This is a genomic window from Kitasatospora sp. NPDC088779 (genome assembly GCF_040685395.1).
In the GTDB taxonomy this organism is placed as follows: Bacteria; Actinomycetota; Actinomycetes; order Streptomycetales; family Streptomycetaceae; genus Kitasatospora.
The window spans coordinates 1-14,351 of record NZ_JBFBHW010000091.1 but is presented as its reverse complement, the minus strand read 5'-3'; the positions used below and the strand labels follow the sequence as shown (position 1 = coordinate 14,351).

The following is a 14,351-nucleotide window of genomic DNA, read 5'->3' as shown; positions in this document are numbered from 1 at the left end:
AGACCCCACACCGTTCACCTGGACCAAGACCGCCGACGAGATCCTCGACTCCCTCGCCCGATTCTGCCGACGGATCTCCGGCGCAGGACACTAGGACAGATCCAGCAGGCATCGTGGTCGTCGTCGTTGATGAACGGCTCGGCAGGCATGACCGCAAAGTAGCCCCCTTTCCTGCGGCCTCGGCAAAGGAGGACAGATCGATGGCCAGACGCTCCACCCCTCGGGTGTACCGCGAAGTCGTGACGGGCCCCACGAAGGTCGAGAAGGCCAACCCCCGGCGAGGTGGAATCCGCTGGACGACTACAGGGCGGCTCAGGCCCTCGACAGGGGCCGCTCCCCGGGCGACCTGCTTCAGATCGCTGCCGTGAAGTCCACGTGTTCCGGCAAGGGCTGCGTGGCGTACAGGAAGTCCGTGCGAGCCCGCCTCTGACGACGCACGTGCGACGCGTGGCTAGACACCCCCATCCAACTCCCCAACAGAGAGGCGCAACTGTGAAAGTCAGTGTGATCCAAGGCGACCCGGTCCGGCACCGCACCGACGGCTGGACGGGCACCGTCGCGGAGACCCCGAGCAGGCTCGCCAACCACGCCTGGGTGAACCGGAACCGTTCCTCGGACCCGCACCCGGAGATGGTCCCCCTCGCCGACCTGGAGCCCGCGGATTGAGTACCCCGCCGACCGGCCGGCTCACGGGCGAGGGGTACGCCGTGGACCGGCCCGACGGCTACCGCGAGGGGACCTGCTGGGTCTGCCACCGGGAGACGCTGGTCTGCGCGGGCACCTCGCTCCAGGCCCCCGGTGACGCCCAAAGCACCTGCCACCCGATCTGTAGCGACTGCAACATCCGCGCCCGAACGCCCCACCGCCGTGCCGCGCTGCGGGCCGCGCTCGACAAGCGCCCGGCGTAGGTCCCGCGCCGAGACGAAGAGAACCCTCGTGAACGACGGCCAGGACGACTGCCGGGACACGGCCAGGCAGTCCGCCCATGGGGACCCGACCCCCGTGACAGTCGCCGTCGCCTACACGGTCTCACTGCTCGCGGCAAGCCGGTGCACGCGGATCTGCACCTCGGTCGGCGGCCTCGAAGCCGCTGATCCCTAAAGCCCCCAGCCCAGTTGGATGGGGAAGTCGTCTGGGCTGGGCTCCACCGGGAATCCCCGGTGGAACGTTGCACCACCTGGCAGGAAGGAACAGAGAGATGAGCGTGAACGAGCCCATCATCACGGCCGACGAGGACGACGACGTGGCTGTCACCGTGATCGGCGACGCGGCGGCCCTCACCATGGGCGGCACCTCCGACGGCGGCGAGGGCAAGCGGCACGTGTACCAGTACGCCAGCTGATCCTCCTTCTGCGGTGCGGCCCTTCGGGGCCGCACCGCTCCGCTTCTGCCATTGATCTGCAAAGGGGAAGGCCGCCATGGCTTTCGGGGGCTTCAGCAGCTCCGCAACGAACACGCCACACCCGTTGGGAGCGACACGGCTGCATCCGCAGTCGAGCGTATGGATGACCGGCATGACGCCGACTCAGCTCTACGTCACGAAGGGTGGCCCGGCCCGCCGGCTGTTCGCCCTCGGGCTGAGCGGTGCGCGGCCGGCGGATCTGAAGGCGTTGGGCGCCGGGCCTCTGCCGACCGATCTGGCGTGGCGCTGGCCGGGGGCCTACGCGGTGGTGAGCGAGGCCGGATACGAAACCATGATCTTCACCGACCCGGCCGCCGCGCAGCCGGTCTATGTCACCCGCTTCGGTTCGGGGTGGGCCTGGTCGTCGTCGCCGCGGCTCCTCGCGGGGCTCAACAGGGCCCCTGTCGATACGCGGCGGCTCGTGACAGCGGTGTTCGCGCCGCTGCTCCCCGCTCTCGTTGCGGGCCGGTCGTACTTCTCCGGGGTCGAGCAGTTGCCGCCGGGCGCGCGTATCCGGCTCGCTCCGGGCACAGCACCTCAGATCACGAACCTGTGGCTGCCGCAGCCGGACATCGGACCCGAGCCAGCCGGGCGCTTCCGGGTCGAACTTGAGAAGGCGGTGGGCCTAGGACTGGGCGACGGCCCGTTCAGCACTGACCTGTCGGGCGGACTCGACTCATCGTCCATCACCCTCCTGGCGGCTCGCCAAGCACCCGACGACGTGTGCGTCACCGCCGTCACGGTCCACCCTGAAGGGGACGAGTCGGGGGCTGACCTTCGGTTCGCTCGGCTCGTGGTGAATTCGATGCCCGGCAGGATCGAGCATCACCTACTACCGACGCAACGCGGGCATCTGCCCTACACCGGGATCACCGACGTGCCCGCCGCTGATGAACCGGCCCCGTCCACGATGGCCTGGGCTGGGCTGCTTCGGCAGTTGGAGTGGATGGCCGAGCGATTCGACACCGCGCTTCATCTGACCGGTGATGGCGGGGACAGCGTCTGCTCGCAGCCGCCGGTCCACATCGCGGATCTGGTTCGACACCGACAGCTCAGGGCGGCCTTCCACCAGGCCGCGGGCTGGGCCCGGCTTCGGCATCTTCCGCTCTCGAACATTCTCCGGCAAGCAGTCGCGTCGGCTCGACTCTCCCGGGCCGACGCGCTGTCCGTACTCGCCGCACAGATCGTTCAAGGCCCGTTCTCGGCGGCCGGCACCGTTCACTGGTTCCCGTCCGTGCAGCTCCCTGCCTGGGCAGGTGTCGAGACCCTGCCGCAACTGCGGGGTGAGATTGAGCGGGTGGCCGCCGCTCCGGACCCGCTCGTGGGACTCGATGCCGGGGTCCGCACGGTCATAGACGAGATTCGTGAGGTGGCCCGGACGGCGCAGGCGGATGCCGCGCTGGCGGAGGAAGTTGGTATCCGACTTCGCAACCCGTTCCTGGACGCCAGCGTGGTCAACACCCTGCTGCGCGTCCCGCTCGAAGCCCGCCCACCCGTGTACGCCTACAAGCCGCAACTGGTGCGGGCGATGAGTGATCTGCTGCCGGCCCCGCTCGCCGCCCGCAGTACCAAGGGCTCGTTCAACGCCGACTTCTACACCGGCCGGCGGGAGAACCTGGATGCCCTGCTCGGCTTGGCGGACGGGTTCCTCTCCGCCCTCGGTCTGGTCGAGCCCAGGGCCCTTCGCCGCGAACTGAAGCAGGCCGCGATGGGCATGCCCGTGCCGATGGGGATTCTGGATCGGACACTCGCCGTCGAGGCATGGCTTCTGGCGCTTGACCGCGAGTCGGAGCCGCAATGGATCGAGGAAGTAGGAGGCCGTGACTGACTCGCCTTCGTTCGTGAGCATGCCCCGCCATGTCCGTGGTCTGGACTTTGGGCACGCCGTTGTTCTGGTGAACTACTACAACGGCCAGGTCAGCACGCTCCCCGCGTCGGCCGGCACAGCTCTCCGTCACGCGGCGGAGTTCGGCAACGCCCAGCACATCCCGAAGCCGCTACTGAAGTCGCTGCTGGCGGCGGGCTTGCTGGGCGTGGCTGACCGGCCCCGGCCGTGGCGGAGCGTCCGCGAGGTGGAGGCGCCGAAGGCAAGCTGGGGCGGCGACGAGTTCCGGGCCGGGCTGACTCCTCCCGTGCCCGTCCCGCGTACCCGGACACTGGCGGCGGCTGCCGCCCTCTCGGTGGTCCACGCCATCAAGGCCGCAGGCCCGGAGCATGAGGCGATGGGCCGTGTTCTCAAGCTGGTTCACTCCGCCAGCACGACGGGGCGGAGAAGACCGGCGACCGCCAGCGAAGCCGAACAGGCCGTCCACGCCGTACGTAGCGCGGGCTGGTACTCGCCCGGACGGACCAACTGCCTGGAGGAGTCGGCAGCCGCGATGCTGCTGCTCCAACTGACGGGTAAGGCCGCAGTTTGGCGTCATGGCGTCGCGCCTGACCCGATACGGTTGCACGCCTGGATCGAGACCATGGACGGCACGCCCGTCGCCGAGTCCACGTCAGTTGGGCTGTTCACAGCGATTCTTAGCATCCCCGGAGCACACTATGTCCGTTGAACAGATGATCTGGCTTTCCGATGGCGCCTGCGGGCTCGGCCCCCTTCGGTCCGACCTGGCAGAGCAGTACTGGCGCTGGGAGGAGGACCCGAGTTCCCTGATCGGGTTCGGCCGCCCGGTTCCCGAGTCGCTGCAAAGCCGGACCCAGGGACTTCAGCAGCAGCTCGCCGGCAGGAACATCAGGTTCACGGTCTACGACCTTACGGATGCCGAGAACCCGGTGCCCAGCGGCATGACCACGCTCCAGCCCGACACCTACGCCCGCACCGCCGAATACATCCTCGTCATCGCGCCCGAGGCTCGCGGCAAGGGCCTCGCCACCCCGGCCACCCGGCTGACGCTGGACTTCGGGTTCCACGTCGCCAATCTTCGGTCCATCTGGCTCAAGGTGCTCGCGCCCAACAAGGCCGCCGTCCACGTCTACGAGAAGGCCGGCTTCAAGCACGTCGGCGCGCTCCGCCAGGCCGGGTACTGGCGCGGCGCGGCGTGCGACGAGCTGATCATGGACGCGTTGGCCTCGGAGTTCTCGGGTCTCAGCGTCTTGGCATCGGCAGACTGACCGGCGAGTCCTGACCACCTCGCACCCCCGTCGCCCTCACCCCCCCCCAGCGACGGGCCCACCTCCACCCTGCGACTGCCCCCGCTGCCGCAGGACGGAGGACTCTCCACAGGTCAACCTCCGGCAAACTCGGGAGCGGACAGTCCGGGCACGGCCCCGATTTGGGGCCCAGTGCGCGTTTCATCAACGCGTCCGTTTGGGACATTCTCAGGCGTCGTCGCAGGTCACATCACACCGGATGGGGTGATGTGACGTTACTGGAACTTCGAGAGGTTTCTGATCTCTCCGGACGCCACCGTGGCCGCCCGCCTGCGGCCGCGGGTCGAGCCGGAGTCGGCCGAGCTGATCGCGGCGATCGAGGCCGTCCTGCCGGCCTGATCCGCCCGCCGACGGGGGCGCAGCCGGCGGCCCTCCCCGTCACAGCAACAGGCGGGTCCCCGGTGGGAGTTCACCGGATCCGGCGGCGTGGTGCAGATGTGCCAGCAGGGTCGTGCGCAGGGCCCGTGCGGCGCGGGTGAGCGGCACTTCGTGGCCGTGCGCGACGGCGATGGTGCGGCCCAGGCCCGGCCCGGCGAAGGGCGTGACCGCGAGGCCCGAGCGGGCCGCGACCATCCCCGGGACGACCGCGGGCCCGAGGCCGGCCCGGACGAAGCCGAGCACCGCGTCCATCTCGCCGCCCTCCACCGCGAACTCCGGCTCAAAGCCCGCCGCCCGGCAGGCCGCCAGGGTCGCCTCCCGGACGTCGTAGCCCTCCCGGAACATCACCAGCGGGCGCCCCTTGAGCTCCGCCACCCGGACCTTGCGCCGGGCCCGCCGCTCGGCGGAGACCAGCACCAGCTCCTCGTGCAGCAGCTCGGTGACCGCGAGGGCCGGCGCCGCCTCGCCGCTCGGCGGGGTGATGATCAGCGCGAGGTCCAGCTCCCCCGCCGCCAGCCAGCGCACCAGATCGCGCGAGCCGCCCTCGCGGACCACCAGCGCCACCCCCGGGTAGCGGTCCCGGAACAGCCGCAGCACGTCCGGCACCAGGCTGGTGCACAGGCTCGGCGGCGCGCCAAGCCGGACCCGGCCGCGGCGCAGCTGGACCGTCTCCTGGACGGCCAGCCGGGCGCTCTCGGTGTCCGCGAGGATGCGCCGGGCCAGCGGCAGCAGCGCCTGCCCGGCGTCGGTCAGGGCGATGTTGCCCCGGGTGCGGTGGAACAGCTCGGCGCCCAACTCCCGCTCCAGCGAACGGATCTGTTGCGAGAGTGACGGCTGCGCCACGTGCGCCGCCTCGGCCGCCCGGGTGAAGTGGCGGGTCTCGGCGACGGCCAGGAAGTAGCGGAGTTGCTGGAGCTGCACCCCACCAGGATAGGCCGCATCGATAGGTCCTGACTATCGTCGTGAGCCGCAGCATGTCTTGGACGCACCCTGGCGACCGTCCCTACCGTTGCTGCCATGACAACCGCGACTCGGACGGCCCGGCATCCGTCCACCCTGGCGACGCTCTGGCGGTCGACCGTCGGAAAGAAGGCGGTCATGGCCGTCTCCGGACTGGCCATGCTGCTCTACCTGGTCGCGCACATGCTGGGCAACCTCAAGGTGTTCGCCGGCCCCGACGACATCAACGGCTACGCGGCCTGGCTGCGCACCATCGGCCAGCCGTTCCTGGGCCACGAGTGGTTCCTCTGGATCGCCCGGCTCGGCCTGCTGGCCGCCGTCGTGCTGCACGGCGTCTCGGCCTACCAGCTCAGCCGCCGCGACCTCGCCGCCCGGCCGAGCAAGTACGCCCACAAGCGCCGCCGGGCGAGCTACGCGACCCGGACCATGCGCTGGGGCGGGGTGATCCTGGCGCTGTTCATCGTCTGGCACATCCTCGACCTGACCACGCTGACCGTGAACCCCGCCGCCGAGCACGGCCGCCCGTACCAGAACATCGTGGCCTCCTTCGGCCAGTGGTACAGCTGCGTGATCTACATCGTCGCGATGCTCGCCGTCGGCCTGCACATCCGGCACGGCTTCTGGAGCGCCGCGCAGACCCTCGGTGCCAACAACGCCCGCCGGGACCGGGCGCTCAAGCTGACCGCCAACGGCCTGGCGCTCGTGCTGACCGCCGGCTTCCTGTCCGTCCCCGTGGCCGTGATGTTCGGAGTCGTCAAATGAGCTACCTGGACTACACCGTCGGCGAGCCGATCGCCGACACCAAGGCCCCCGGCGGGCCGATCGAACAGCGCTGGGACCAGCGGCGGTTCGAGGCCAAGCTGGTCAACCCGGCCAACCGGCGCAAGCACACCGTGATCGTGGTCGGCACCGGCCTGGCCGGCGGCGCGGCCGGCGCCACCCTGGCCGAACAGGGCTACCACGTCGTCCAGTTCTGCTTCCAGGACTCCCCGAGGCGCGCTCACTCGATCGCCGCCCAGGGCGGCATCAACGCGGCCAAGAACTACCGCAACGACGGCGACTCGATCCGCCGGCTCTTCTACGACACCGTCAAGGGCGGCGACTTCCGCGCCCGCGAGTCCAACGTGCACCGACTCGCCCAGGTGTCGGTCGAGATCATCGACCAGTGCGTCGCCCAGGGCGTCCCGTTCGCCCGCGAGTACGGCGGCCTGCTGGACACCCGCTCCTTCGGCGGCGTGCAGGTCTCCCGCACCTTCTACGCGCGCGGCCAGACCGGCCAGCAGCTGCTGCTCGGCGCCTACCAGGCGCTGTCCCGGCAGATCGCCGCCGGGAACGTGGAGATCCACCCGCGCACCGAGATGCTCGACCTGCTGGTCGTCGACGGCCGGGCGCGCGGAGTCGTCGCCCGCGACCTGGTCACCGGCGCGATCAGCACCCACACCGCCGACGCCGTGGTCCTCGCCAGCGGCGGCTACGGCAACGTCTTCTACCTCTCCACCAACGCCAAGAACTCCAACGCCACCGCGATCTGGCGGGCCCACCGGCGCGGCGCCCACTTCGCCAACCCGTGCTTCACCCAGATCCACCCCACCTGCATCCCGCGCTCCGGCGACCACCAGTCCAAGCTCACCCTGATGAGCGAGTCGCTGCGCAACGACGGCCGGATCTGGGTGCCCAGGGCCCAGGGCGACACCCGGCCGCCGGCCGAGATCCCCGAGGACGAGCGGGACTACTACCTGGAGCGGATCTACCCGGCCTTCGGCAACCTGGTGCCGCGCGACATCGCCTCCCGGGCCGCCAAGAACGTCTGCGACGAGGGCCGCGGCGTCGGCCCCGGCGGGCAGGGCGCCTACCTGGACTTCGCCGACGCCATCCGCCGGCTGGGCCGGGACGCCGTCGCCGCCAAGTACGGCAACCTGTTCGACATGTACGAGCGGATCACCGCCGAGGACCCGTACCGGGTCCCGATGCGGATCTACCCCGCGATCCACTACACGATGGGCGGACTCTGGGTCGACTACGACCTGCAGACCACCGTCCCCGGCCTGTTCGCCGTCGGGGAGGCCAACTTCTCCGACCACGGCGCCAACCGGCTCGGCGCCAGCGCGCTCATGCAGGGCCTCGCCGACGGCTACTTCGTCCTGCCGCCCACCCTGAACGACTACCTGGCCCGCAACCCGCTGCCCGCCGTCCCCGCCGACCACCCGGCGGTCACCGACGCCGAGGCCGAGGTCGAGGACCGGCTGAACCTCATCCTCGCGGTGGACGGCGACCGCACCCCCGACTCCTTCCACCGCGAACTCGGCGAACTCCTCTGGGACGAGTGCGGAATGGCCCGCGACGAGGCCGGACTGCGTCGGGCCCTGGCGCGGATCCCGCAGCTGCGCGAGGAGTTCTGGCGCCGGATCAAGGTGCCCGGCACCGGGCAGGAGCTCAACCAGTCGTTGGAGAAGGCCAACCGGCTCGTCGACTACTTCGAGCTCGCCGAACTCATGTGCCTGGACGCCCTGCACCGCGCCGAGTCGTGCGGCGGCCACTTCCGCACCGAGAGCCAGACGCCCGACGGCGAGGCCGCCCGGCGCGACGAGGAGTACGGCTACGCCGCCGCCTGGGAGTTCACCGGCACCGGGACCGGCCCCGTCCTCCACCGCGAGGCCCTCGACTTCGCGTACGTCCACCCCACCCAGCGGAGCTACGCATGAACCTCACCCTGCGCATCTGGCGCCAGCCGGGCCCGGACGCCCCCGGGTCGATGACGACCTACCAGGTCGGCGGCATCAGCCCCGACATGTCCTTCCTGGAGATGCTCGACAGCCTCAACGAGGAGCTGATCACCAGCGGGGACCAGCCCGTGGCCTTCGACCACGACTGCCGCGAGGGCATCTGCGGCGCCTGCGGCATGGTCATCAACGGCCAGGCCCACGGCCCCGAGCGGACCACCACCTGCCAGCTGCACATGCGGCACTTCCGGGACGGCGACACCATCGACGTCGAGCCGTGGCGGGCGGCGGCCTTCCCGGTGGTCAAGGACCTGGTGGTGGACCGCTCCGCCTTCGACCGGATCATCGGCTCCGGCGGCTACATCTCCGCCCCCACCGGCAGCGCCCCCGACGCGCACGCCACGCCCGTCCCCAAGGAGGCCGCCGACACCGCCTTCGAACACGCCGAGTGCATCGGCTGCGGCGCCTGCGTGGCGGCCTGCCCGAACGGCTCGGCGATGCTGTTCACCTCCGCCAAGGTGGTCCACCTCAACGTGCTCCCCCAGGGCGCGCCGGAGCGCGCCTCCCGGGTGCGGAACATGGTCACGGCGATGGACGCCGAGGGCTTCGGCGGCTGCACCAACACCGGCGAGTGCGCCACCGCCTGCCCCAAGGGCATCCCGCTGCCCAGCATCGCCGCGATGAACCGCGAATTCCTGCGGGCCGCGCGAGGTTGACGGGCCACGCCGACCGGCCCCGTGCCCCCGGGCGCGGGGCCGACGGCGTGCAGTGGGGCGTACGGGGCATTCGCACGCTCCTCCGAGGGGTGGTGGATCGTCAGGTCCCGCGCCCGCACCCGGGAATTCGCGCTACCGTGGTGCTCCGCTACGGAAGGACGGCATATGCCCGAGGTTCAGTCCTGTTCCGGTTGCGGCGGGTCCGGGGGGACCCAGAAGACCGAAGCCACGGTCGAACGGGACGAGGAAGGGAGCATGGTGCCGAGGATCCACACCTTCTGGTCGCCCTGCGGTCGGTGCCACGGATCCGGGACGGTGATCGCCGGATGAGGCTGGTCTTCGAGTGTGTCGAGTGCGGCGCACACTACCTTCCGCCCGAGAGCATGGCGTACCCGGACGGGCCCGCCTCCCCGATCTGGTGCTCGCGCTGCCAGGCGGCCAAACGGTCCGCCGGTGTCCAGGATGACCCGCTGCTCACCCGCGTGGCCCTGGCCGCCGCCCGGGCCGCACTCGCCCGGCGCACCGCCGAGGGCGAGCCCGTCGCGCGCGCCGACGTCCGCCCGTCCCGGCCGCCGCTGTCCCGCCGGGCCCACTCCGGCCCGGGCGGGGTGCGCAGCAAGCTGGGCTGAGCCCTCAGCCCCCGCCCCCGCGCTCGCGAGGGACCGTCCCAGCCCGGCGGCGTCCCTGGCCCGCTCTAGAAGAGCGCCTCCTGGGTGTCCGGCTCCGGCGGGCGGACCCGCTCTTCCAGGGCCACCCCGGACGTCGGACGGCCGGAGACGGGCGCGAGCGTCCAGCCGGTGAGCAGCCGGGTGTCCAGCAGCAGCGGCCCCGAGCCGTCGGCCTGGTCCAGGAACAGGTGGCGGCCCACCGGCGGGCGCAGGGTGCCCGCGATCACCGCCCCGTCGGCCAGGCCGCCGACCTGCCGGTACGCCTCCGGGGCGCCGTCGGACAGCCCGAACCGCGCCACGTGGTCGACCACCGGGCGCTCGGCGAGCAGTTCCAGCGCGTGGCCGGCCAGCAGGCGGTGCGCCTGCGCCCGGGCCTCGGCCAGCACGGCCCGGCGGTACGGCTCGTCGCCGTGCGCCCACCAGTGCTCGGTCTTCAGCCTGGCCTTGAACCGCTCGCGCGCCAACCCGGAGGCGGCGACGGTGAGTTCGGCGCGCCGGATGGCCGGCAGCCCGCCCCGGGCGGTGAACGCGTAGGCCAGTGCGCCCTGTTCGAGCAGTCGGCTGTCGCCGCGCTGCTCGGCGGTCAGGCCGACCTTCAGCAGGCCGTCGCCGAACCAGGCGAGGTAGAGCAGGTACGTCCGGCCGTCGTCGAGGATCTGGTCCCGGGCGAGGGCCAGGCCGCGGTCGACGCTCTGGCAGGCCGGGCACTGCACCGCGGCGCCGTCCGGCGCGATCACCGCGTGGTGCGGGCACGGGGTGCGCTCCGCCGCCCCGGCCAGCCAGGCGCCGGTGCAGCGGCGCGGCCCGCCCAGCAGCCAGCCGACCTCCGCGCCGGGCGTGACGGCCCGCTCGTGCGCCTGGCCTGCGCGCACGGCGCCGAGCAGGGCGCGGCCCTCGTGCCAGCTCAGCCCGGTGGAGACCCAGCCGGCGGGCCGGTCCGGGTGCTGCGGTGCGATCGTCACGGGCATCCCTCCCTCTCGAACCAGTGCAGAGTACCCGCCACCCCTGACAGTGCTCCCCCTGACAGTGCCCCCTGCTAGCCTCCGCGATCATGACGCCCGACACCGCCGCCCAGCCCGCCGACGCCGCCGACACCGCCGCCCAGTCCCCCGTCACCGCCGACGACCTCGCGCTCGTCCTTCAGCTCGCCGCCACCACCCTGCGCGCGGCACCCGCGGACGCCGACTGGTCCCAGCCCGCCGGAACGGTCACCTGGGACTGCTGGACCACCGTCGAGCACCTCGCCGACGACCTGCTCGCCTACGCCGCCCAGCTCGGCCCGGCCGCCCCGCCGCGCGAGCGGTACGTCCCCTTCGCCACCGAGCGCCGCTTCCCCGGCGGGCCGAACAACTTCGTCCGCGCCGACCGCGCGAGCGGGCCCGACGGGCTGATCGAGGTGCTGGAGGCGAGCGGCGGGCTGATGGTCGCGATCGCCCGCGCCGCGACGCCCGAGGTCCGCGCCTACCACCCGTGGGGTGTCGCCGACCCCGCCGGGTTCGTCGCGATGAGCCTGGTCGAGACGCTGGTACACCTGCACGACGTGGCCCAGGGCCTCGGCCTGCCCTGGGACCCCCCGGCCGACCTCTGCCGCCGCGTCCTCGCCCGCCTCTTCCCCGACGTCCCCGTCACCTCCGCCGACGCCCCCTGGCCGACCCTCCTGTGGGCCACCGGCCGCACCCCGCTGCCCGGCCGGCCGCTGCGCACCGACTGGCGCTGGCACGCCCGGCCCGAGGACGCCCCCCAGGTGCACTGACCGGTGCAGTGCAGCCGCGCTGCTCCCGGGGCTTGGCCCGGTGGGGTGTTCACGTTCTATTGTTGCGGGCGCGGTTGGCGGCGCGGCCGGGAGGTGGGCGGCGCGACCGGTCCGGCGTGCAATGAAGGGGTGGACGGTGGCGGGGCGGCGGAACGACGGAGTGCTGGCGATCTGGGCGGAGGCGCAGCGGCAGCAGCAGCGCCGGGAGGAGGCCCGCTGGCGTGCCGAGGCGGCGCAGCAGCGCCGGCTGGAGCGCGAGCAGCGGGATGAGCAGCGGGCGACGGCCCGCAACGAGCGGGAGGCGCAGCGGGCCTACCAGCAGTCCCGGGAGGCGGAGGCGGCCCGGCTGACGGCCGAACTGGACGCCCGTGTCGAGGAGTTGCGCGGGCTGCTGGCCGCCGGGCTGGCGGCGCCGGCGTTCGGCCCGCAGGCACTGCTGGCCCCGCGCCCGGTGCCGCCGTTCGACCCGGGCCCGCTGGGCCGGCCGGTGGAGCTGCCCGATCAGGGCGGCCCGAAGTACCACGTGCCGCCGCCGGACCAGGTGCAGGCGCGCAATCCGGGGGTGCGGCGGCAGTACGAGCAGTACCTGGCGCAGGCCCGGGCCCGGTTCGAGCAGGACTGGTACGCCGCCCAGGCGCAGGAGGCCGACCGGCAGCGCCGGCTGGCCGTGTACCACCAGGAGTACCTGGCCTGGGCGGCGCAGTTCCGCCGCCAGGACGAGGACCGCGCCGCCCGTACCGAGGAGTTGCTGCGGCGGCTGCGCGCGGGCGAGCCGGAGGCGGTGCAGGAGTACTTCACCGCCGGCCTGTACGCCTCGGCGGCCTGGCCGGAGGGCTTCCCGCACCGGCTGGTGGCGGCCTGGGAGGCGTCGACCCGGCAGCTGGTGGTGAACTGGGAGCTGCCCGGCCCGGACGTGGTGCCGGCCGCCGACCGGGTGCGGTACGTGAAGACGGACGACCGCGAGGCGGAGGTGGCCCGCCCGGCGACGGAGCGCAAGGCGCTGTATCGGGAGGTGCTGGCGCAGTCGGCGCTGCGGCTGGCGGCGGAGCTGTTCCGGGCGGACCGGGACGGGATGCTGGACTCGGTGGTGCTGAACGGCTTCGTCCTGGGCATCGACCCGGCGACCGGCCGGGAGGCGGAGCGCTTCCTGTCCACCCTGACCGCCTCCCGGGCCGAGTTCGCCGGGCTGGCGCTGGACCGGGTGGCGCCGGTGGACTGCTTCCAGGGCCTGGGCGGCAAGCTGTCGGCGCGCCCGGAGCGGCTGGACGAGGTGCGGCCGGACCGGCTGCCGGAGACGGTCGGCGGAAGCCTGGCCGGACACGGCGGCGACGGCGACCCGGACCTGTTCGAGATGGACCCGATCGAGTTCGAGGAGCTGATCGCCGAGCTGTTCCGGCTGCGCGGCTTCCGGGTGATGACCACGGCCCGCAGCGGCGACGTCGGGGTGGACGTGGTCGCCGAGGACCTGGACCCGGTGACCGGCGGCAAGATCGTGATCCAGGCCAAGCGCTACCGCAAGACGGTGCCCCCGACGGCCGTGCGCGACCTGGAGTCGACCGTCCGGCACCACGGGGCGAACAAGGGCATCCTGGTGACCACCGCCGGCTTCGGCCGCGGCTCGTACAGCTACATCGAGGGGAAGCCGCTGACGCTGGTCAGCGGGCCGGAACTGGTGGAGCTGCTGGCCGAGCAGGGGCTGCGGGGGCGGCTCGGCGGCGGCTCCGCGGAACAGGAGAAGCCCGCGCCGGCGGCCGCGCCGACGGATCGTCACAGCAGCCTGACGGTCAGCTGGCAGAGCCGGACGGCCGGCGGCGACGCGGTGGAGCTGGACGTCACCGCGTTCCTGTGCGCCGCCGGGCGGGTGCTGAGCGACGAGCACTTCGTGTTCTTCAACAACCCGCAGGACCCGGACGGCGCCGTGCGGCTGCACCCCACCCACTCGGTGCCGGGCGAGCCGGCCCGCGCGGTCCGGCTGACCCTGAACCTGGAGCGGCTGGCGGCCACGGTGGACGAGGTGGTGGTCGCCGTCTCCACCGAGGAGGAGGAGCCGCGGGCCCTGCCGCTCGGCTACGTGCACGGTGTCGCCCTGGCGGCGACGTACGGCCCGGGCGCGGCCGGTCCGGTGGAGTGGGCGGCCGGCACCGGCGGCGTGCCGGACAGCGCGATGCTCATGGGTTCGTTCCAGCGTGCGGGCGACGGTTGGCAGTTCAGCCCGTCGGGCCGCGCGGTGACGAACGGTCTGCTCGGGCTGGCGGGCGCGTTCGGCGTCGCGGTGGAGTAGCACGGGACCATCGTCCGCAGCACGGGGACCATGGTCCTCAGGGGTCGGTGTCATACCTGAGGAGGAGAAGACCCCCGCCGAGCCGCCGAGACGGCGGGGGTCGCCCCTCCTCGGGACATACGCATCGCGCTCGAACGGATTGGGAGGATGGAACGGAACCCCGAATGTCCGTTCCCGCCCTCAGGAGCACCCCCGTGACGACCCCCGCAACCGCCGTCCGTACCAGCCTGGCGGCCGCCCGCGCCACCGGCCTCAACAAGGTCTACGGGGACGGGGAGACCCGCGTCGTGGCCCTCGACAACGTCAGCGTCGACTTCCCG

14 protein-coding genes and 1 pseudogene are annotated in these 14,351 nt (G+C 72.5%); 13 read left to right on the top strand and 2 right to left on the bottom strand.

The genetic code is table 11. From position 1 onward, the window contains the following. Positions 1 to 492 precede the first annotated feature (492 nt). The 7 genes and pseudogenes from AB0P03_RS39890 to AB0P03_RS39860 form a co-directional block, all read left to right on the top strand. Positions 493 to 666 carry a hypothetical protein gene (locus tag AB0P03_RS39890; RefSeq protein ID WP_363633603.1) on the top strand — a complete coding sequence of 58 codons (174 nt, stop codon included), beginning with the start codon at positions 493 to 495 and terminating at the stop codon, positions 664 to 666. Then, a complete protein-coding gene (locus AB0P03_RS39885; RefSeq protein WP_363633601.1) occupies positions 663 to 908 on the top strand; it encodes a hypothetical protein in 246 nt (81 codons plus the stop codon). The genes AB0P03_RS39890 and AB0P03_RS39885 overlap by 4 nt, the downstream gene beginning before the upstream one ends. Positions 909 to 1,198: 290 nt before the next feature. Then, on the top strand, positions 1,199 to 1,342 hold the full coding sequence (locus AB0P03_RS39880; protein ID WP_363633600.1) for an albusnodin family lasso peptide: 144 nt from the start codon (positions 1,199 to 1,201) through the stop codon (positions 1,340 to 1,342). Positions 1,343 to 1,418: 76 nt separating this feature from the next. Continuing rightward, positions 1,419 to 3,230 carry an albusnodin/ikarugamycin family macrolactam cyclase gene (locus tag AB0P03_RS39875; RefSeq protein WP_363633598.1) on the top strand — a complete coding sequence of 604 codons (1,812 nt, stop codon included), beginning with the start codon at positions 1,419 to 1,421 and terminating at the stop codon, positions 3,228 to 3,230. Positions 3,231 to 3,249: 19 nt separating this feature from the next. Further along, positions 3,250 to 3,957: a lasso peptide biosynthesis B2 protein gene (locus tag AB0P03_RS39870; protein WP_363633605.1), complete on the top strand. Its 708-nt coding sequence runs from the start codon at positions 3,250 to 3,252 to the stop codon at positions 3,955 to 3,957. Continuing rightward, positions 3,947 to 4,516 (top strand): GNAT family protein, encoded by a 570-nt coding sequence (locus tag AB0P03_RS39865; RefSeq protein ID WP_363633596.1) that lies wholly within the window; start codon positions 3,947 to 3,949, stop codon positions 4,514 to 4,516. The genes AB0P03_RS39870 and AB0P03_RS39865 overlap by 11 nt, the downstream gene beginning before the upstream one ends. A 258-nt stretch (positions 4,517 to 4,774) precedes the next feature. Beyond that, positions 4,775 to 4,894 (top strand): annotated as a pseudogene (locus AB0P03_RS39860) (glutathione peroxidase); the annotation flags it as partial. Positions 4,895 to 4,933: 39 nt separating this feature from the next. Here AB0P03_RS39860 and AB0P03_RS39855 read toward each other — a convergent pair. Beyond that, positions 4,934 to 5,854: a LysR substrate-binding domain-containing protein gene (locus AB0P03_RS39855; protein WP_363633595.1), complete on the bottom strand. Its 921-nt coding sequence runs from the start codon at positions 5,852 to 5,854 to the stop codon at positions 4,934 to 4,936. 96 nt (positions 5,855 to 5,950) lie between these two features. Here AB0P03_RS39855 and AB0P03_RS39850 point away from each other — a divergent pair, with 96 nt between their 5' ends. The 4 genes from AB0P03_RS39850 (at position 5,951) to AB0P03_RS39835 (ending at position 9,958) form a co-directional block, all read left to right on the top strand. Continuing rightward, positions 5,951 to 6,655 carry a succinate dehydrogenase cytochrome b subunit gene (locus AB0P03_RS39850; protein WP_363633593.1) on the top strand — a complete coding sequence of 235 codons (705 nt, stop codon included), beginning with the start codon at positions 5,951 to 5,953 and terminating at the stop codon, positions 6,653 to 6,655. After that, on the top strand, positions 6,652 to 8,595 hold the full coding sequence (locus tag AB0P03_RS39845; protein WP_363633591.1) for a fumarate reductase/succinate dehydrogenase flavoprotein subunit: 1,944 nt from the start codon (positions 6,652 to 6,654) through the stop codon (positions 8,593 to 8,595). The genes AB0P03_RS39850 and AB0P03_RS39845 overlap by 4 nt, the downstream gene beginning before the upstream one ends. Next, a complete protein-coding gene (locus tag AB0P03_RS39840; protein ID WP_363587282.1) occupies positions 8,592 to 9,329 on the top strand; it encodes a succinate dehydrogenase/fumarate reductase iron-sulfur subunit in 738 nt (245 codons plus the stop codon). The genes AB0P03_RS39845 and AB0P03_RS39840 overlap by 4 nt, the downstream gene beginning before the upstream one ends. A gap of 383 nt (positions 9,330 to 9,712) precedes the next feature. Continuing rightward, positions 9,713 to 9,958 carry a hypothetical protein gene (locus AB0P03_RS39835; protein ID WP_363587281.1) on the top strand — a complete coding sequence of 82 codons (246 nt, stop codon included), beginning with the start codon at positions 9,713 to 9,715 and terminating at the stop codon, positions 9,956 to 9,958. A gap of 65 nt (positions 9,959 to 10,023) precedes the next feature. Here AB0P03_RS39835 and AB0P03_RS39830 read toward each other — a convergent pair whose 3' ends face one another. After that, positions 10,024 to 10,959: a DUF2797 domain-containing protein gene (locus AB0P03_RS39830; RefSeq protein WP_363633590.1), complete on the bottom strand. Its 936-nt coding sequence runs from the start codon at positions 10,957 to 10,959 to the stop codon at positions 10,024 to 10,026. Positions 10,960 to 11,048: 89 nt separating this feature from the next. Here AB0P03_RS39830 and AB0P03_RS39825 point away from each other — a divergent pair, with 89 nt between their 5' ends. Both AB0P03_RS39825 and AB0P03_RS39820 read left to right on the top strand, forming a co-directional pair. Continuing rightward, on the top strand, positions 11,049 to 11,750 hold the full coding sequence (locus tag AB0P03_RS39825) for a maleylpyruvate isomerase N-terminal domain-containing protein (RefSeq protein ID WP_363633588.1): 702 nt from the start codon (positions 11,049 to 11,051) through the stop codon (positions 11,748 to 11,750). 136 nt (positions 11,751 to 11,886) lie between these two features. Next, on the top strand, positions 11,887 to 14,031 hold the full coding sequence (locus AB0P03_RS39820) for a restriction endonuclease (RefSeq protein WP_363633587.1): 2,145 nt from the start codon (positions 11,887 to 11,889) through the stop codon (positions 14,029 to 14,031). Positions 14,032 to 14,351: the final 320 nt, after the last annotated feature.